This window comes from Dyadobacter sediminis, assembly GCF_005860765.1.
Taxonomy (GTDB): domain Bacteria; phylum Bacteroidota; class Bacteroidia; order Cytophagales; family Spirosomataceae; genus Dyadobacter; species Dyadobacter sediminis.
In genome coordinates this window covers 186835-205655 of the sequence record NZ_VCEI01000021.1, presented here as the reverse complement: position 1 = coordinate 205655, position 18821 = coordinate 186835, and the positions used below count along the sequence as shown (strand labels likewise).

Annotated in this window: 17 protein-coding genes; 8 read left to right on the top strand and 9 right to left on the bottom strand. The window is 45.1% G+C overall.

Annotation, left to right across the window (positions count from 1 at the left end):
* Positions 1-26 precede the first annotated feature (26 nt).
* From FEM55_RS08220 to FEM55_RS08205, 4 genes are all read right to left on the bottom strand, one after another.
* A complete protein-coding gene (locus FEM55_RS08220) occupies positions 27-1949 on the bottom strand; it encodes an IGHMBP2 family helicase (protein WP_138280860.1) in 1923 nt (640 codons plus the stop codon).
* Positions 1950-1975: 26 nt separating this feature from the next.
* The gene (locus FEM55_RS08215) at positions 1976-3205 is read right to left on the bottom strand and encodes a multidrug effflux MFS transporter (protein WP_138280859.1); all 1230 of its coding nucleotides are present in this window, start codon (positions 3203-3205) and stop codon (positions 1976-1978) included.
* A gap of 143 nt (positions 3206-3348) precedes the next feature.
* A complete protein-coding gene (locus tag FEM55_RS08210) occupies positions 3349-3543 on the bottom strand; it encodes a hypothetical protein (protein WP_138280858.1) in 195 nt (64 codons plus the stop codon).
* 27 nt (positions 3544-3570) lie between these two features.
* Complete coding sequence (locus FEM55_RS08205; protein WP_138280857.1) at positions 3571-3783, bottom strand: hypothetical protein; 213 nt, start codon at positions 3781-3783, stop codon at positions 3571-3573.
* A 382-nt stretch (positions 3784-4165) separates the two neighbouring features.
* Here FEM55_RS08205 and FEM55_RS08200 point away from each other — a divergent pair, with 382 nt between their 5' ends.
* The 6 genes from FEM55_RS08200 to FEM55_RS08175 all read left to right on the top strand — a co-directional run bounded on the left by FEM55_RS08200 (position 4166) and on the right by FEM55_RS08175 (position 11169).
* Positions 4166-6331 carry a TonB-dependent receptor gene (locus FEM55_RS08200; RefSeq protein WP_138280856.1) on the top strand — a complete coding sequence of 722 codons (2166 nt, stop codon included), beginning with the start codon at positions 4166-4168 and terminating at the stop codon, positions 6329-6331.
* A 78-nt stretch (positions 6332-6409) separates the two neighbouring features.
* Positions 6410-7063, top strand: a complete 654-nt coding sequence (locus FEM55_RS08195) for a hypothetical protein (RefSeq protein WP_138280855.1) — start codon at positions 6410-6412, stop codon at positions 7061-7063.
* A gap of 44 nt (positions 7064-7107) precedes the next feature.
* Positions 7108-8235 carry a sensor histidine kinase gene (locus FEM55_RS08190; RefSeq protein WP_229209152.1) on the top strand — a complete coding sequence of 376 codons (1128 nt, stop codon included), beginning with the start codon at positions 7108-7110 and terminating at the stop codon, positions 8233-8235.
* An 18-nt stretch (positions 8236-8253) separates the two neighbouring features.
* Positions 8254-9006 carry a LytR/AlgR family response regulator transcription factor gene (locus tag FEM55_RS08185; protein WP_138280854.1) on the top strand — a complete coding sequence of 251 codons (753 nt, stop codon included), beginning with the start codon at positions 8254-8256 and terminating at the stop codon, positions 9004-9006.
* A 138-nt stretch (positions 9007-9144) separates the two neighbouring features.
* On the top strand, positions 9145-9918 hold the full coding sequence (gene ku, locus FEM55_RS08180) for a non-homologous end joining protein Ku (RefSeq protein ID WP_138280853.1): 774 nt from the start codon (positions 9145-9147) through the stop codon (positions 9916-9918).
* 84 nt (positions 9919-10002) lie between these two features.
* Positions 10003-11169, top strand: coding sequence for a glycoside hydrolase family 18 protein (locus tag FEM55_RS08175; protein ID WP_138280852.1), 1167 nt, complete (start codon positions 10003-10005; stop codon positions 11167-11169).
* A 200-nt stretch (positions 11170-11369) separates the two neighbouring features.
* On the opposite strand, the gene nfi is transcribed toward FEM55_RS08175, so the two are convergent.
* Positions 11370-12059 carry a deoxyribonuclease V gene (gene nfi / locus FEM55_RS08170; protein WP_229209151.1) on the bottom strand — a complete coding sequence of 230 codons (690 nt, stop codon included), beginning with the start codon at positions 12057-12059 and terminating at the stop codon, positions 11370-11372.
* A gap of 108 nt (positions 12060-12167) precedes the next feature.
* On the opposite strand from nfi, the gene FEM55_RS08165 reads away from it, so the two are divergent.
* Positions 12168-12674: a hypothetical protein gene (locus FEM55_RS08165; RefSeq protein ID WP_138280850.1), complete on the top strand. Its 507-nt coding sequence runs from the start codon at positions 12168-12170 to the stop codon at positions 12672-12674.
* Between the two features lie 3 nt (positions 12675-12677).
* On the opposite strand, the gene nhaA is transcribed toward FEM55_RS08165, so the two are convergent.
* A complete protein-coding gene (gene nhaA, locus FEM55_RS08160) occupies positions 12678-13871 on the bottom strand; it encodes a Na+/H+ antiporter NhaA (protein ID WP_138280849.1) in 1194 nt (397 codons plus the stop codon).
* A 266-nt stretch (positions 13872-14137) separates the two neighbouring features.
* On the opposite strand from nhaA, the gene FEM55_RS08155 reads away from it, so the two are divergent.
* A complete protein-coding gene (locus FEM55_RS08155) occupies positions 14138-14362 on the top strand; it encodes a hypothetical protein (RefSeq protein WP_138280848.1) in 225 nt (74 codons plus the stop codon).
* Positions 14363-14439: 77 nt separating this feature from the next.
* Here the strand turns inward: FEM55_RS08155 and FEM55_RS08150 are convergent, their stop codons facing one another.
* The 3 genes from FEM55_RS08150 to FEM55_RS08140 all read right to left on the bottom strand — a co-directional run bounded on the left by FEM55_RS08150 (position 14440) and on the right by FEM55_RS08140 (position 18820).
* Positions 14440-15735, bottom strand: coding sequence for a DUF5690 family protein (locus FEM55_RS08150; RefSeq protein ID WP_138280847.1), 1296 nt, complete (start codon positions 15733-15735; stop codon positions 14440-14442).
* A gap of 17 nt (positions 15736-15752) precedes the next feature.
* Positions 15753-17111: an aspartate aminotransferase family protein gene (locus tag FEM55_RS08145; RefSeq protein ID WP_138280846.1), complete on the bottom strand. Its 1359-nt coding sequence runs from the start codon at positions 17109-17111 to the stop codon at positions 15753-15755.
* 65 nt (positions 17112-17176) lie between these two features.
* Positions 17177-18820 carry an alkaline phosphatase family protein gene (locus FEM55_RS08140; protein ID WP_229209150.1) on the bottom strand — a complete coding sequence of 548 codons (1644 nt, stop codon included), beginning with the start codon at positions 18818-18820 and terminating at the stop codon, positions 17177-17179.
* Between the last annotated feature and the right edge of the window lies 1 nt (position 18821).

The window sequence follows — 18821 nt, the reverse complement described above, 5'->3', positions numbered from 1 at the left end:
AACAGGATGTGGCGCTAGGCAACAAATTAATCTACGAACTCCCAGGCACTCTGATATGCATTAAACTGCTCCGCATATTCAATAAAATCCCTGTAAAAAGCCGATTGTGAAAGTGTAGCGCTGTCACCGATGACAACCAGTTTTTTCCTTGCCCGCGTCATGGCTACATTCATCCGGCGGATATCTGCTAAAAACCCGATTTCGCCTTCTGCATTGCTCCTCGTCATGCTTATATAAACAATATCACGTTCCTGTCCCTGAAAACTGTCAATGGTATTTACTGAAATGCTGGACAAGTAAGGTTGTAAAGAATCCGCATGCAGCAATTGTTCTTTAAGAATATTAATCTGTTCCTTGTACGGGGAAATTATTGCTACTGTAGGAAAATCTTTTAAAATATCAGGTGTTATATCCGGCTTGGACTGAACAAATTCGGAAACAAGCTGTGAAAGATGTTTAAACAGAAATGCCGCTTCCTCAGGATTTGTCGTACTGGTCCCTTCCTTTTTTTCCTCAAATCCGCACCCCGCCGTATCAATAAATGCCAATGGCGAATCTTCCGGAAACAGCAGTCTGTGCGCGACCGAAGCGTGTGCTGCAAGCCTGTTTTCATAAAATATTTTGGAAGAAAAGCCCATGATGACTTCATGCATGCGGTATTGTTCTTCCAGCAGCACGACGGATTCAGGATGTGCCGCAACGTTTTTTTCCAGTAAAGTTGTACTCAGGCCGTTTCTGGCTGCTTCGGCAGATTTGATCGTAGGCGGCAACTGTAAATGATCACCGGCCATAATCACTTTTCCAGCTTTCAGTATGGGTATCCAGCAGGCAGGTTCGAGTGCCTGTCCGGCTTCATCAATTATCACTGTCCCGAATTTCAGATTCCTGACTGTATAATGATTGGACCCGACCAGCGTTGCGGTAATTACCTGTGCTTTTGAAATAAGGTCGTCAATAACATATTGTTCAATTGTACCGACTTCCTTCATGATTTTGTGCGCCTCGTCAAAGAGTGCTTTCCGCTGTTCACGCTCGGCTTTGCCAAAATTCCGTTTGTATTTATGCGCCATATTCTTGAATTCGTTAGCCTGCTTTTTAAGTGCTTTAACGTCCTTCATACGGCTATGCGCATTCATTTTACTGTCCAGCGTCAGGGATATCAATCGTTCTGAAACCCGAACCGGATTTCCGACACGGAGTACATGAAGCCCTTCCTCACTAAGCTTTTCACTCAACAGGTCCACGGCTGTATTACTGGGTGCCACCACCAGAATCTGCTTGTGTTCACGGCTGATCAATGCTTTTATGGCCTGCACCAATGTTGTTGTTTTTCCGGTTCCGGGCGGGCCGTGGACAATGGCCAGTTCATTGGCCGATACAATTTTCTTTACTGCTTCCAGCTGGGACGGGTTCAGCTTTGGAATACGTAGTTCAGGAACATCGGTTTGAAAAGCAGGTGCTTTTTCACCCGTCAGTATTTGCACAAGGCGCCCTTCTTTATCGTTTTCTGCAAGAATGCCGGCAGCTTTGAGTGCATTCTGCATTTCATCATAGCTGTTGTCATCAAACAGTACGTCAATTCCAAGCTTTCCGTCACGCGACCATTCCGGAAGTTCGTCGGTACGCAAGGTAATTTTCAGCCGGTTTCCGCTTTGGTGTGAAATAATTCCTTCCAGCCTGTCCTTCTTGGCATCATGATTGGAAAAAAGAACAGCCGGCATTCCAAAACGTAGCTGATGCGAAATGTCCTGATGCGTTGTACGCTCCACTTCCACTGTCAGATAATCGCCCCGGCTCATTTCCGATCCTCTGATCGCAACCGGGTACCATGCCAGTCCGTTGGCGCGCCTTTCGGAAACAGAAGTCGTTTCAGTCAGTCTGAGGTAAGATTGCCGGTCTTCTTCCCTTTCGGTTTTAAGCAGATCGGAAAGTTTTTTAAAATAATCCATGTACAAAGAAAATCAACAATACAATATCAATGCATCATGCCTGCGTCCGTGCCTTCCCGGACTTCCACTTTCCGGGTAATAAAACGTCTTCCGAACAGCAGTACGACAAGCGCAAGGAACGCGGAACCGGCCATAGCCGAAACCATAGGAATAATGGAAGGCTCTTCAAAAAGACTGATCAGAACCGAAATCAACGTTCCCATTCCCATCTGGAAAGCACCCATTAACGCCGAAGCGCTGCCGGCATTTTTGGTAAAAGGAGCCAGAGAAAGTGCGGCGGCGTTCGGGTAAGTGTAACCAATGCAGCAAAGAAATAAGAACAAAAACACCAGTGTGATTTTAAGATCAAGCAAGCCGTTCAGCGCAGCAGCCAGAAAAGTAAAACCGATTATTACCTGACAAATCAATGCGATGTTGACAATCTGTTCACTGCTGTATTTACGTAAAAACAAGGTATTCAACTGGCTGGAACCGATGAAGCCAATGGACAGAAATGCAAAAATCCAGCCGTAAACTTTCTCGTCCGTATGAAAAACTTCCATGAATACGAGCGGGGAACCCGAAACGTAAGCGAACAATCCTGCAAATGCAATGGCACCCGTAAGTGAGTACGTATAAAATTGCGGTTCGCGGATCACATTGAAAAAATTCATCAGGATCGGCCTGGGTTTCAGCGAAAGCGATGTGTCCGGTTTGTAGCTGTCGGGAAGCCAGAGTACCGTTGCAGCCAATATGGCGATGCCCATTACCGTCAGGATGATGAACACGGCATGCCAGCCGAATGCAGCCGTTACATAGCCGCCTACCGTCGGAGCAATCATCGGTGAAACGCCTACAACCAGTAAAAGCAATGAAAAAACCTTGGCGTTGTCACTGACCGGAAACAGATCGCGGACCATGGCTACAGATGCAACTGTAGCCGCACAGCTCCCAATCGCCTGAACAATCCGGAGTAAAATCAGCTGATCAATGCTGGTTGCAACGGCACAGCCGGCGGATGCAAGGATATAGACGCAAAGACCAACGAATAGTGGTTTTTTTCTTCCAAACCGGTCCAGCAAAGGACCGTAAAGCAGTTGACCCAGTGAAATACCGATAAAAAATCCGGAAAGGGAAAGGGAAACTTTGGCAGCTGTGGTATGAAGATCTTTTGCAATCGCAGGAAAACCGGGCAGATACATGTCAATTGAAAAAGGCCCGAGTGCAGTTAAACTTCCTAAGATGAGGATGAGAAAAAAATACGTTCTGTTAGACATCTGAAATATTGTGGCGTAGTCGGTATGTTAAGTGCTGATAACAGGGATATGTACCGTCCGGTTCGGTAAAGCAGCATAATAAAACAAAAAAGAGACACCATGTTTATGGAGTCTCTGGTATGTTGTATAGTAAAGAAAACCTTTTAAGCGGTAACCCAATCCAGTTTTTTATAAACTTCCCGCTCGCTTTCGCTCACTGCATATGGAACCTTGTTCTTGAGATAAATGATACATCCGCGTCCTTTTTTGATCGGTGCTATTTTAACTACGTCTTCTCTGTGAATAATAATGTTGATGAGCTTTTGTCCCAGCAACTGAAATGTACCTGATTGTACCATGTTACTATAATGTGAAATGTGAATGCCTTATGCAATTCCACCTGCCAGATTTCCTGGTTTTAAATACAACAAGAAATAATTTTTCGAAATATGAAAATAACCAAGATCCGTTCTGTTGCTTGATTGCAGCAAATCCGCCACTTCTCTTTGGGCATCTGTTATGTTATCTGCACCTGTAACGGAAAGAACTGCGCCAGGCTTTAATGTACTTATTGCGTTGTTTTCAAGTGTCGCTATCATGTTATACTTAAATTAAGAGTTAGTCTTACAGTGTAATCGTTCGGAATCTGTTTTATAAATAAATATGCCAGCCGGCATAAACTTCGGAAGCACAAAGATCATTTTACCGTTTCACAAAGGAAGAATATAATGAATTTATCAAATTAAATATCTGATAGCAAGGAATTTGAAAATATTTGCAAAAAATCAGAAAAACACAGAAAAATATTCTGATTACCTCTTGCAAAGTGTAGACCTGTTCCGGAAATACATCTCTGAAGGTTGCCTGTATTTCACTCCGGCCAGCCAACTGTGAACTTCATCCACTCCATTCTGCACTTCGGCGGGCTTCATTTTCCACAGTTTTTCATTCTGCTGAATTTTGGATTAAACAAAGAGCAAAATGAAACTGTATTTTACAATTCTGATCTTCTTCACCGCATTTGCCGCCAGCGCCGGCACCAAAATCTCGGGCATTGTAACCGATCAGAAAGGCGAGGCAGTCCCCGGCTCCAATGTGTACATCAAGGGAAGTTACGACGGCACATCGTCGGATGTAAACGGGGGTTTTTCATTCGAAACGGACTTGTCAGGAAAACAGGTTCTGATGGTGCAGGCACTAGGTTTCAAGCCTCAGGAAACCGTTATTGAATGCAACGGGCAAACTCTTGAACTTAAAATAAAGCTTTCCGGGAGCATCAATCTGCTTACCGCCGTAACCATTACCGCCGGTGCCATGGAAGCCGGTGACGAAAAGAAATCAGTTGTACTGAAACCGCTGGACATTGTCACCACTTCAGGCGCGATGGGCGATATTACCGGTGCGCTGCTTACACTACCCGGAACTTCCACAGTCGGTAATGACGGGCGTCTGTTTGTCCGTGGCGGCGACGCTTCCGAAACTTCCATTTTTATCGACGGCCTGCAGGTCGGAAATGCATACGGAAGCACCGCTTCCAACGTTCCCACGCGGAACCGGTTCAGTGCCAATCTTTTCAGAGGTTCGTTTTTCAGTACCGGCGGTTATTCTGCGGAATATGGTCAGGCGCTTTCCTCGGCACTGGCGCTCAGCACCGTTAACCTTCCGCTGAGAAGTCAGGGTGATGTCAGCATCATGTCCGTTGGCGGTGGCTATACACAAACGCTGACCGGGAAACAAAATGCATTGACGGCTTCTGCGAACTATTACAACCTTGCACCCTATCAGTCGCTCGTAAAACAGGATTTCGACTGGGAAAAAAGTCCTGAAAGCTGGGATTCGGAAATCTCGTTACGTCATAAATGGGGAAATGCTGCAAACGGAAAAGCAGGTTTCATCAAAGCCTATTTTCACACAGAAGGGAACCGGATGACGATCTGGCAAAAAATCCCGGGTGACAACGGGCGCGGCGACCGCATTCAGCTTCGTAACCGTTACAGTTATTCCAATGTATCTTTTCGTCATTCGGGTAAAAAAGACTGGTTTTTTTATGGTGGTCTTGCTTTTTCGCACAACAGTGATGCACTGAAACGGAATGCCGACCCGCTTCGCCGGACTAATCAGCTTGCACATGCCAAAATAGTCGCGGTAAAGGATTTTTCACCTCGGTTTTCACTCAAAAACGGACTGGAATGGTTTGTAAAAGCCTATTCGGAAACCATGACGGACGTAAACCGGACAAGAAATTATACCGATCACCAGCTTAATCATTTTGCAGAAGCCACGTATTATTTCAGCAATCGCCTGATTATGGTTGCCGGTGTCAGAAGCGGGCACAGTTCGCTGGCAGAACAAGTCTGGATGACGCCGAGATTTTCCGTAGCCTGGAAACTGGATCATCAGGGACAATTTTCCTTTGCAGCCGGGAAATTCAAACAGCTTCCGGAAGAGAAAATCAGGGTAGCGCAAAACAATCTGCAGAATACCGCCGCAACGCATTACATTCTTAACTATTTCATTGTAAATAATAACCGCACATTCCGCGCAGAATCATTTTACAAGATTTACGATCATCTTGTCACGTATGACGACGCTGCGGGAAATTACAGTAACTTCTCTCAAAACGGCTCAGGCTATGCAAGAGGCATGGATTTCTTTTACCGCGACCGGAAAAGTATCAAAGGAACCGATTTCTGGATTACTTACAGCTTTGTAGACAGCAAGCGAAAATATGCCGCATACGAAACCCTCGTACAGCCCTCATTTGCTCCGAAACACAATGGCTCTATCGTTGTCAAGCATTTTGCATCCGCACTGAAATCACAGCTCGGAACTTCGTGGTCGTGGAACAGCGGCTACCCGTTCAGCAACCCGAACAGAACGGGCGAAATGCAGCAAAAAACAAAAATGTACAGTGATTTGAGCATCAGCTGGAGTTATTTGCCACGACCGGATATCATTTTACATGTGGCCTGTTCCAATGTGCTGGGCAGAAACAATGTCTTCGGATACCGCTATGCTTTACAGCCGGACGAAAGCGGCGCTTATATCGGCCTGCCGGTCGGACAAGGTGCGAAAAGGTTTGCTTTTGCAGCTTTGTTCATTACCATTTCCAGGGATAAAAATGCCAATCAGCTCAACAATCTCTGAACCATTGCCTGAAATGTCCGGATTACATGCAGACTTCAAGCTTCCACAAATTTTTAACTATTACAATCAAATTTACCAATGAACAAACTGACTTTCATCATCGCCGTTTTACTGCTTGCCGTTCTGTCCGTTAAAGCACAGGATTCTCCTTTTCAGAAAATCATGAAGAAGGAAATCGGGAAAATAAACAAGGCGGATTCTCTTTCGCAGTTTCAGCAATCGGCCAATGCCTTTTCACGCATTGCCGAACTCAACCCGACCGAATGGCAGCCTTTGTATTATCAGGCACTGGCCTGTACTTTTCAGGGTATGAACCATAAACTCACGCCGGACAAAAAAGACGAGGCACTGGCAAAAGCAGAAGAGCTTGTAAAAAAAGCAGAAGCCATATCCGCAGACAACTCGGAAATCATTGCTTTAAAGGGATTTATCACCATGGCAAAAGTAAGCGCCGATCCTGCCGGCAGAGGACAGAGCTTGTCGGGACAGGCGCTTGCGGAATTTGGCAGATCATTGGCCATAGACAGCAAAAATCCGCGTGCACTTGCATTGATGGCACAAATGGAAGCCGGTATAGCCCGGTTTTTCGGATCGGGAACGGAAAAAGCATGCAGTCTTGCAAAACAAAGTATGGCTATATTTGCCGCTCAGGACGAAGAAGCGCTAACAGCAGCAATGAAGCCGACATGGGGAAAAAGAATCGCGGAAAGCATGTCGAAAAGTTGCGAATAATTCAGGAATGTTCCGGAGCAAAACGACAAACGAACCCCGTAATCATGACCTTTAACATTTCCATCAAAGGCACCAGAAAGTTCTGGAACTTTTCTCCCGGTTTCATTGGAATCAATTTGGTGATTGCACTTGCCATAATATTGCTTTCCGATCCGTCCTGCATGGCCGACCTCAACCGCATGCGGGACGCTGCGGATGATTTGTTACTTGCCTTCCTGCTTTCAACCACACTGAGTTACGGCGGATTTCTGATCGAAAGTTACTACGATGATAAACTGTCATGGATTCAGTATCCGGTAAAGAGGCTTGTTCTGGAATCTGCGAGTTACTTCATCTATGTTTTCTGCGCAAGTCTGGTTCTGATATTTCTATTTACATGGCTGGTCACAAAAAATTTTACCCTGAACGCTATTCCGTGGAAGCAACTGATACTCTGGACCAAATTTCCGATGCAGATTGCATTCTTCATTTCATTTGTATTTATCAGCAGGTCTTTTCTGATGGAATGGCGGAAAGCGGCCATTGAAGCGGAACAACTGAAAACAGAAAGGTTTGCGCGTCAGTACCAATCGCTGAAAGATCAGCTGAATCCGCATTTTCTGTTCAATTCGCTGAATGTGCTGAGCAATCTGGTTTATGAAAATCCGGATACGGCTGCCAAGTTCGTGCATAAACTGTCCCGCATTTACCGCTATGTGCTCGACGTGCAGCATGAAGAACTGGTTTCGCTGGAAAAGGAACTTGAATTTGCCGCGGATTATTTGTCTTTGCAGAAAATCCGGTTTGAAGACAATCTTCAGTATGAAATCCGCATGGATCAAAACATGTCCGGAAATCTGCCGCCGCTTTCCCTTCAGTTGCTGCTGGAAAATGCAATCAAGCACAATATTGCTTCCACCGAAAATCCTTTGCGGATTACGATTTTTATGGAAAATCAGGAATTGATTGTAGAAAACAATCTTCAGCCGAAAAGCAGCATGCCTGAAAACTCGGCCGGGATCGGGCTGATGAATATTGTTAAAAGGTATGAACTGCTCAGCAATCAAGCGATTTCCATTCAGGATACCGGCGGAAGCTTTGTTGTAAAACTTCCCTTGCTCAAAATTCCCGATCAGAAGAAGCAATCCTTTCCTGAATACAGACAAACTGCAAAACCGGATTACCGGCTTTAAAAGCTTTCAAGCATTACAATGAAAATCCTGATTATTGAAGATGAAAAACCCGCAGCCAGAAGGCTCGTTCAGCTGATTACCGAAAAGATCCCGGAAGCTGAAATATACAGCAACATCGATACGGTTACTTCTGCCGTGGAATGGCTGAACAAAAATCCGCATCCAGACCTTGTTTTTCTGGACATACAGCTAGCAGACGGCATCAGTTTTGAAATATTTGAAAAGGTGAAAGTAACGGCTCCGATCATTTTCTGCACGGCATATGACCAGTATGCTATCAAAGCATTCAAGCTTAATAGCATTGACTACCTTCTGAAACCCGTTGATCCGGATGAGCTGGAACAGGCTTTAAACAAGTTTCAGTCCGGCCGGAAAGTGCCTGCCGTTTCGTTGGACGAAATCCGGAACCTGCTTCAGAATACGCAGAAAACGTTTAAAAACAGGTTTCTTGTAAAAACCGGCGAACGCATACAAACTGTTGATGTGCAGGAAATTGCCTTTTTCTTCAGTGAAGACAAAGCAACGCTCCTTCAAACCCGGCAAGGCAAAAAATTCATCATTGACTACACGCTGGACGAAGTCGAAAGTATGATTTCACCGGACGATTTTTTCAGAATGAACAGAAAATACATCAGTTCCGTAGCCGCTATCAAAGACGTTTTCACGTACTCCAGCAGCCGCCTGAAAATACATCTTGAAAATTGCACGGACAACGACATTCTGATCAGCCGGGAAAAAACGGGCGCTTTTAAAAGTTGGCTCGGGCAATGAATACTTTGATAAATACGGCTGTAAAAAGCTGTCGCATTATGCCTTTGGTTGTGGCGGCAGGCATGAAATTTAGCAAAGGCATGGATTTTTAAAGCAATATTTTTCTGTAATAATCTGGTCATTTTTTTAAAGAAAAATATGAGAGCAATATGGTCCGGGGCCATCGGATTTGGCCTTGTTAATATTCCCGTCAAACTTTTCAGCGCAGTTCAGGCAAGCGAACTGGACTTGGATATGCTGGACAAAAAAGATCACGCCAATATCAAGTTCCAGCGCATCAATGCCAATACTGGCAAAGAAGTGGAGTGGGAAAATATTGTGAGAGGCTTTAAAGTCGATGACACTTACATCGTGCTCGATGAAAGCGATTTTGAAAAAGCAAGTCCTGAAAAAACGAAGACCATTGAAATTGCCGAATTCGTTGATGAAAAGGACATTGACAGCATTTATTATGAAACGCCGTATTATCTTCAGCCCGACAAAGCAGGTGCAAAACCTTATGCATTACTGCGCGAAGCACTTAAAAAAACCGGAAAAGCCGGGCTCGGAACGTATGTGCTGCGGAACAGGGAAAGTCTGGTACTGATCAAAGCAGCCGGCGATTTACTTGTACTGAACAAGATCCGGTTTCAGCAGGAAATACGCAATCCCGAAGACCTTGAAGTTCCGGAAGTTGATTTAAAGCCCGCAGAAATGGAAATGGCTGTTCAGTTAATTGATCAGCTGAGCACCGACTTTGACATTTCGAGATATGCGGATACGTATAATGAAAAGCTCATGAAACTGATCATGGCCAAGGCTAAAGGCCAGAAAACCACTGCTCCGCGCATGAAAGTAGTGCATTCAAAAAGCCAGGATTTGCTTGCGCAGCTCAAAGAAAGCCTCAGCGCACCAAAACGGAAAGCATCCTGACGCAATTTTGTCATTTTGGGTAATTGCATTAGGAGTTGTCTGGAAGTAATGTTTATTTTTAGCTTCCTTCTAAACCACTCTTGTATGTACCTTTTTAAAAAAATCAAAACATTCCCGTTTTCCTCTGCACTCTTATCTGTTGCTTTTTCATCTTTTCTTTTAACATCATGCGGCTCCGCCGATAAAAACGAACAGCAATCCGAAACAAAGTCATGGCCTGTTGTAATCGGTTATGTGGGCGGATTCAAAGGTCTGATCAATACGGACGACATCAAAGCGGAAAAACTGACGCATATCAATTATGCGTTTGTGGACGTAAAAGGCGGCAAGGCGTTTCTGACCAACGAAAAAACGGATTCTACGAATTTCCGGAAACTAAAATTGCTGAAAGATAAAAACCCGGAGCTTAAACTCCTGATTTCCATTGGCGGCTGGGCATGGAGCGAAAACTTCTCCGACGCCGTACTGACGGATTCTTCCAGAAAAATTTTTGCCAGAAGTTCTGTTGATATTATTAAAAAATACGATCTGGACGGCGTTGACATTGACTGGGAATATCCCGGAATGCCCGGCGAAGAAGGAAATGTTTTCCGCCCGGAAGACAAGCAGAATTTTACACTGATGTTTCAGGAAATCCGCCATGAACTCGACAGGCTGGAAAAAGAAACCAATCAAAAAAAGCTGCTGACTACCGCCGTTGCCGGATTCGCCAGTTTCCTGAATGTCACCGAAATGGGCAAAGCGCAGGAATATCTGGATTACGTAAATCTGATGACTTACGACCTTTTTCAGGGTGATACCGTCGTGCATCATGCAAGCCTTTATCCCAGTAAAATGTATAAATCTGAAAGATCGGCGGATGATGCTTTCAAGGCGTTTACGGCTGCCGGCGTTCCTGCCGGAAAGCTCGTGATGGGACTTCCGTTTTATGGCCGCATGTTCAAGGTAAGCAAGCTGGAAAAAGGTTTGGGACAAAAGCAGATTTCGCAGGAATATATAGACGGTTATACTTACATCAAAGACAGTCTGGTTAATAAAAAAGGATTCAGGGAATACCGCGATACCGTCGCAAAAGCACCTTATTTAATGAATGCAGCAACTGGCGCCATACTCAGCTACGACGATGAGGAATCGGTACGGGAAAAATGCAGATATGTATTGGATCACAAAATGGCCGGCGTCATGTTCTGGGAATCCACTTCGGACTCGAAAAATTATTTGCTGGACGAAATTGACAAATCTTTGAAATAAGCGGTTGAAGGTTTATCCAAATCTTTGTACAACAAAAAAGGTCACATTGAGCGAAACATCAGGTTATATGTCACCAGTAAAAACCATGAATGACATTCAAAACAATACATGACAATAAATGACCATTCATGACATTCCGGTACAAAAAGTGACCTTCCGTGCTCAATGTGACAACAAATAACTTTGCTTCAATCTTATTTTCAGAAGAGCTGCAATGAACCGATTTCATGGTACCCTTCTTTCAGCTCGCCCGTTCTGAAAAGATTTACAAACTCATGCGCTTTGCGTGTAGGCTCCGGAAGGCGGTATTTGTGAATGCATTTCATAGCAATGTTCAGGCTGTCATCAAGGCTCATATTGTGTCCCGGCGAAATAAAAACCGGTTTTACATTATTCTTGCTTCTCAGCACGTACCCGATCGTTTCGCCTTTATCGGTAAGCAATGAATATTCGCCCCTGTTTTCGCCGGGATCTTCATATTGGCCCGTCAGTTTTTTCTTGGCGCAGCCCATGGTAACCGAGTCCGTCAGTACCCCGAAATGGGAAGCAATCCCCATTCTTCTTTTATGTATAATGCCGTTTCCATCAAACATAATCACGTCGGGCTTTACCGGAATCTGTTCATAAACTTTCAGTAACGACGGTATTTCGCGGAAAGCCAGAAAGCCGGGCACATACGGAAATGTGGTGCTGCTTTTCACAAGTGAATACGCTACGGGTTGCAGATCGGGAAAACTCAGTATGACCATTCCTGCATAAACAGTTTCACTGTAAAGCGATAACGATATGTCTGCTCCGGCAATGGTGCGGATCGGTGACTGAAGCGGCTTCAGATTCAGCTGTTCTCTCAGGTTTTTCTGAATAAGGGTTGCTTCAGTAATGGTAAGCATATCATAATTTGATTCCGGAGTGTCAGTAATTGAATTCATAAGCGGCTGGCATGATATTTCGTGTTTACACAATTTATTGTTCTGTCTATATCAAAAACCAAGCCATTCATGAATAACGTTACACTGAAACGCAAGTGGGCAAACTGGAAGTTTATTGCATTTATCCTGATTTTGATTGCCGTTTTTATCAAATTCTTTGTCATGGGCGACGGTGATGAAAATGCGCCTGTAACCGTGGAAATGGATTTGCCGAGAATTGCGCTGCGCAGTGAAAAAGAAGTGGAAGCCGTACTGGGGCCGGGAAAACTGGACAGCTATTACAAGGATGAAAATGCAGGCTGCGACAAATGCCCCAAAATGATTTATAAAGAAGGAAAAGTCGAAATCATATTTATCAATGACATTGCGGACCGAATTACCCTGAATAACCTTTCAGATTTTGATTTTGAAAACCGCGTCATTCTTGGCCTGCTTAATTTGAAAGACAACGTGGAGCCAAAAATCGACGATGATAAATTAAAGCAATGGGATAATTACGAAAAATACACGCAGATTTCAGCCTTTGCGGATGGAAACGACATTGATTATATTCTGATCAAGAGCAAGACGGAGTAGGGTTTACAATTCAGGATTATTTTTCAAATTCTTGCGACTGATCATTGTAAGCGTTACATAACCCAGCAAACCGGACAAAATGGAGCCGATGAGAATAGAAAATTTGGCTTCAGACAGAATCAGGTGTTTGCCGGAAAAGGAAAGCAAGGCGATGAAGACGGACATGGTGAAGCCAATTCCGCCCAGCATACCGACGCCGACAATATGCGCCCATTCCGCTCCTTTCGGTCTATCGCTGATTCCCAATTTTACTGAAATCCAGGAAAGTAAAGCAATTCCCAAAGGCTTGCCGATAACAAGGCCAAGGATGATTCCAAGTCCGAGCGTTGTTGTAAGCCCGTCCACCATTTCCGGCTCAAATTTGATGTTTGTATTAACCAGCGCAAACAACGGCATAATGAAAAAATTTACCGGATTAACGAGCATATGTTCCAGTTTTTCCAGCGGTGATTCTTCTGAAACGGGATTGGTCGGAATGGCGAAAGCGGTGAGGACACCGGCAATGGTGGCATGCACGCCCGAATGATGAATAAAATACCAGATAAAGACACCCGGAACAAGATACGCAGCCAGATTTTTGACACCCAGTTTGTTAATGACCAGCAGCATGGCAAAAATCCCCGCCGCATACAGCAGAAAAGTATAATGCAGATCGGATGAATAAAAAATGGCTATTACCAGAATGGCCATGAGGTCGTCTACAATAGCGAGCGCGGCCAGAAATATTTTGAGAGAAGGCGGCACTTTATTGCCAAGCATGGTGATTATGGCAATCGCAAATGCAATGTCCGTTGCCATCGGAATTCCCCATCCCGCAGCTGTTTCCGTATTTTTATTCAGCAGAAAATAAATGGTTGCCGGAGCAATGACGCCGCCCAATGCCGCAAAAACCGGCAGAGCTGCCATTTTCAGTGAAGAAAGTTCGCCTTCGATCAGTTCCCTTTTAATTTCCAGTCCGACCATCAGGAAAAAAATAGCCATCAATCCATCATTGATCCAGAGCAGAATGGAATAGTTCAGATGAATTTGGGCTGTTTCAAAACCGAGTTCGGTCGTCAGCAACTGTTCAAAACCCGGCCCGAGTGAAGAATTGGCAATGATCAGTGAGATAATTACACAAACGATCAGGAGCACACCCCCGAACGAACCCGATTTTACAAATTCTTTAAACGGTCTGAGATTAATTAGCTGTTCCATCCGAGCAATTTAAGAAAAAAATAATTGTCACATCAGCAAGCAATTTGTACTATTCCTCCACAAAACAATACATATCCAAAGACTTTGAACTGACAAAGGAAAAGTAAAGCACAGGCCGCAAACATCCGTTAAATAACTCATCATCAACTTAAACCATCTATCTTGAATATATATCGCTCATTCAACACATGAATTTTCCATCCTTTGAAATGCATTAAGTTTGTGACGTCGAATAAGACAAAGAGAAGAATTAAAATAATTCAGCTATGAAAAATGTACTAACAACTTTCGTTTCCGCTATGGCGCTGAGCACTTCTATCGTATTTGCTGGCCATATGGAAGATAAAAACAAGTCCGGAGTAAAAAACCTGCCGCCAGCCGAACCTGTTCTGGAAACACCGGCACCGAAGCGTACCAAAACCAGCAATGATTACGGAAAATATACGCCTGCGCAAAAAGCATCTATTGTAGCACTTAAAGTAGCAAAATAGTAAAGTAAACAAGTTATTAAGGTGAATTGAGATTTAAAAAGAGAGAACGGCTTGTTCTCTCTTTTTTTGTTGAAGATTTATACTGCTTGCAGCGGCCCGCTTTCCGATTCTTTTTGCTGCCTGTAACGCTCAAAGAAAATGTTGCTCGCCAGAAGCAGCAGGAACCCGGTGAAAAACTGCACGTATGTAAACTGCATCAGAACGGCGGACCAGTTCATTTCCTTCATAAAAAATTCCTTGTACAGCAGCAAGCCGGCGCTGCCCATATAACCGATGCTTTCGCAGATATAAATAAAGAAACCGGCATTGGCCTTGATCCTGAAAAGAGCGATCATGCGATCAAAAATAACGGTCTGAAGAACGGTGTAAGCCAGAAACGTTCCCAAACCCACAAGCAGCATCCATAAAAAACCGCTCACGAGCGCCTTCTGAAACAGCAAAGTGCCCGAGCCGATCAGACAAATGGAAAGGAAGAGAATAAAATTGGTTAACCTGAAACCTTTTACGTTATCCCGGACAAAGGCCAGGCTGCCGATAATAACGAGCACGATGATGCCGCTGATCATTTCGGTTGTGGTTAAAACACTGCTCGCCCAATGCATATCGATTTCATTCCAGATCTCAATAGTGAAATTGTCCCGAAAATCACGCAGCACGACCATGGAAGCATAGAATAGAACCAGACAAACGATCGGAAATCCGAATTGCCGCATGACGGCGCACTTGTCTTCCTGCGTCATGGGCAGCCTTTTTGTCCTTAAACGGATATCTTCCGCATTGGGCTCCGGGATCACCGAAAGCATCCAGACAAAGATCAGGAACAGCGGTAAAAATAATAATCCCATAAAGAAAGGCATACTGAATTCCGAAATGACCGGAAATAATCCATGCAGTTCGATGTAAATGGTTTTAAGGATTCCCGACGCAACCACTACGCTGATATTCAATCCCAAAGCCAGCATTTCCGTAAATCGCCGTCCTTCCAGAAAACTGAACACAATGCCGTAAACAATGCCAAGAGGCAATCCGTTGATAAACAGAAAAATGAAGTTGTACGGAAACGGCACCAGTCCGAACAGCAGCAGTGCAGCTTCAGCAACAAGGATCAGTAAGATAATAAGCCGGATTCTGGAACGGTGCCGCAGCTCGGAAATGACCTTGATGCCGGCAAATTTGGACAACGTATAACCGGCAACCTGAGAAATGATCAGGATGGCTTTGTAACCGATATTTCCTATTTCCAGACCCTCGTAAAGTCCTGCGCTGAACGGCTTCCGGAATGCATACATGCAGAAATAGGTACCAAACGAAGCAATAACAGCCCACGAAATAAAAAACGCGTTGGAACGCAACAACATCTCTTTCAGACGCATAATCCGGAATTTAGGTTTTAAAGAACGCCTGACGCGGTACTTAGGGCATTTTCAAGAATCCGCAATGCTTCTTTCAGTTCCACCCTGTTGATGATCAGCGGAGGCGATAACTGCAGTACATTTCCCTGTGAAACTTTAAAGCTCAATCCGTTTTTAAGACATTCATACATAACCGTTTCAGCTGCTTCAATGGCTTTTTCCCTGGTTTGCCTGTCTTTCACAAGCTCCACGCCCCACAACAACCCGATTCCCCGCACATCCCCGATCAGCGGGAATTTATCCATCAGTTTTTCCATTTCGGATGCCATAAACCGTTCGTCCTGCTGCACTTTCTCCAGAATATGATTTTGTTCCATAAACTCGAACATGGCCAGCGCGGCTACGCTTCCCAGCGGGCTTTTCTCATGCGTAAAATGACCAAGCGAAATGCTTCGGGCAACGTTGTACTCATTTCTTGCCACAATGGCGGCCATCGGCATCACACCGCCGCCCAGCCCTTTTCCGAGACAAATGATATCCGGTTCAATGCCGTAATGTTCAAATGCAAACATTTTCCCGGTGCGTCCGAAAGCAATCGGAATCTCATCCAGAATCAGTAAAACCTTGTGCTTTGTACATATTTCCCGGACTCTGTTCCAGTAAGCCTGCGAAGGAATCTGCACGTCCGTGTTCCGGATCGTTTCAATCATGAACGCACCGATATCGCCTTCTTTTTGAATGACGTATTCAAGATATTCCGCATACGGAAGATCACCGCTGCCCGCTGCCAGAAACGGCCCGCGGTATGTCATGGGCGGCGGAATGCGCTCTACGCCCGGCATCAGCGGACCCATATCCTTGCGGAAATCCAGCTCGCCGCCTGCGGAAATGGCATCCAGCGATGCGCCGTGAAAAGAATCCCATAGCGAAATTACTTTATGCTTTCCCGTGACGACACGGGCCAGCTTAAGCGCCATACTGATGGAAGAAGTGCCGCCGGGCGCAAAAAGCACGCGGTTCAGATCAGCCGGCAAAAGACTGCCCAGTTTTTTTGCTAGCTCGATGGCCGGCACATTGGTAAACCGGCGCGGTGAGAACGGCAGCACATCCAGCTGCTGCTTTATTTTATCTACAATATAAGGATTGCGGTACCCGAGCTGATGTACGTTGTTCCCGTGAAAATCCATGTAGCGTTTCCCCTGAATATCCGTCAGGTAAATACCTTCGCAGGAAGCGAGTACATCCAGACATGGCGTGGATAAGGCTTGATGGAGAAAATACTCGGCGTCTTCCTGAAGGTAATGCTGCGTATCCGGATCATTCATGACGGAATACCAGTTTCGCCGTGCCGCAGAAAGGTTGATATCGCCTTCGGTTCTGTTATGGGTTTCTGTCATTTTTTAAAAATGCCCCGGACTTTCATCCGGGGACTTGATGGATCGAAAGGTATAGGAATAGTGGGTTATTCTGTAAAAAGTTTATCCGCGGGAATCAGTTGTTTGGCAATTCCCGGACCTTTGTAAAAAGCATCCAGCCAGAACCCGCCGCCATTATTACAATATTCAACTTTTACCGGATGTTTTCCGGCGGTCAGTTCCATGCTTCCGGTTGCTTCTGTTACGCCGTGATTTCCGTCATTATCCACAACTTCCTTGCCGTCGATATAGAGTTTACTGCCATCGTCCGACTGTGTTGCAAAAAGGTATTTTCCCGGCTTGTCTATCTGTATAAAACCTTCAAACCGCAATGCAAAGCTGGCATTGTCTTTCTCGAGGATCGCATTAAGCTGGTCCCGGTTAATAGTAAATTCGGCACTTGTCCAGGTTTTGCCTTTTTTCATTCCGGAAAAATCAGGCATTTTGTTCAGATCCTTGCCCTGGTAAAAAGAAGTTTTCAGCCCGTTGCCGGACCCTGATTTCACCAGCCTGAAATAAGCAGTTTCCGACAAACTTTCCTTGCCTTCCTTATTAAATGATTTTGCTTTTACGACCGTCGTTTTAGCTACCGTAAAAGGATTTTTATAAACTACCGATGTGCTGTCCGGCTCGCTTCCGTCCGTCGTGTATCTTGTTACGCTGTTTTCAGCTTTCGTATCAATTTTGACAGAAGCCGTTTGATCTGTATACAATCCGCCAGCCTGCTGATACAATTTCCGTTCGGGGTAAATAACCGGAGAAGCAATCCTTTTTTCGCCAAGCCACAGATTTTCAGGTTCTTTTAATCCTTCAAAAACCGGTTTTACAGGACGGCCGATCCACGCATAAGGCTGCTGAACATCAAGCGCAAAGGCGATTGTAGACGCCAGATCGTACGTATAAACCTGCTGCTCAATTTTATACCCTTTTTTAACATCTTTTCCGTAAAAAATCCCGGCAATTTCGGCTTCCTGCGGCGTGGCGCCTCCATGTCCGTACCCGATCCCGCCATGATCCGCCCAAACAATCACCAGCGTTTTATCCTCGATTCCCGCTGCCCTAATTCCCGCCAGTATGTTCCCGATCAGCGAATCCGCTTTGGCAACCGCTTTGTAATATTCCGGCGAACCGTGCCCGCCGTGATGCCCCGCATGATCCACGTGATCAAAATGAACAAAACCGAGAACGGGCTTTTTTGTTTTGATATAATTGATAAAATCGGCGGCAGTGGAATCTTCTGTTGAAAAACGCTTGTCATAATTAACGGCATTCTTTTGAAATAACCGGCCAAATCCGTCCCAGTGATAAACAGTTCCGATCTCTGCTTCCGGTTTACTCTTGTGAAGAATACTGAAAATGGTCGGAAAACGTCCGTCTGCTTCCTCCACAACCGGCGGCAACGTGTGATCGTCCATTTCCCAGTCGTTGTTGATGATGCCGTGCTGCTCCGGTCCGGCGCCCATAATCATGGAAGCCCAGTTCTGGCTGCTGCTGGAAGTGAGCACGGAACGCACATTCCATTTGACGCTGCCGTTGGCAACCATATTGTCGAGATGCGGCGTTTCGGCTTTTTGAATGCCGTCCGGGCTTAGTCCGTCCACGCCAATCACAATTACATGCTCAATGCCGGAAGGTTTTTCTTCGGAACTTTTGGTACATGCCGTCATCAGCAAACTTACCGATGACAGCATG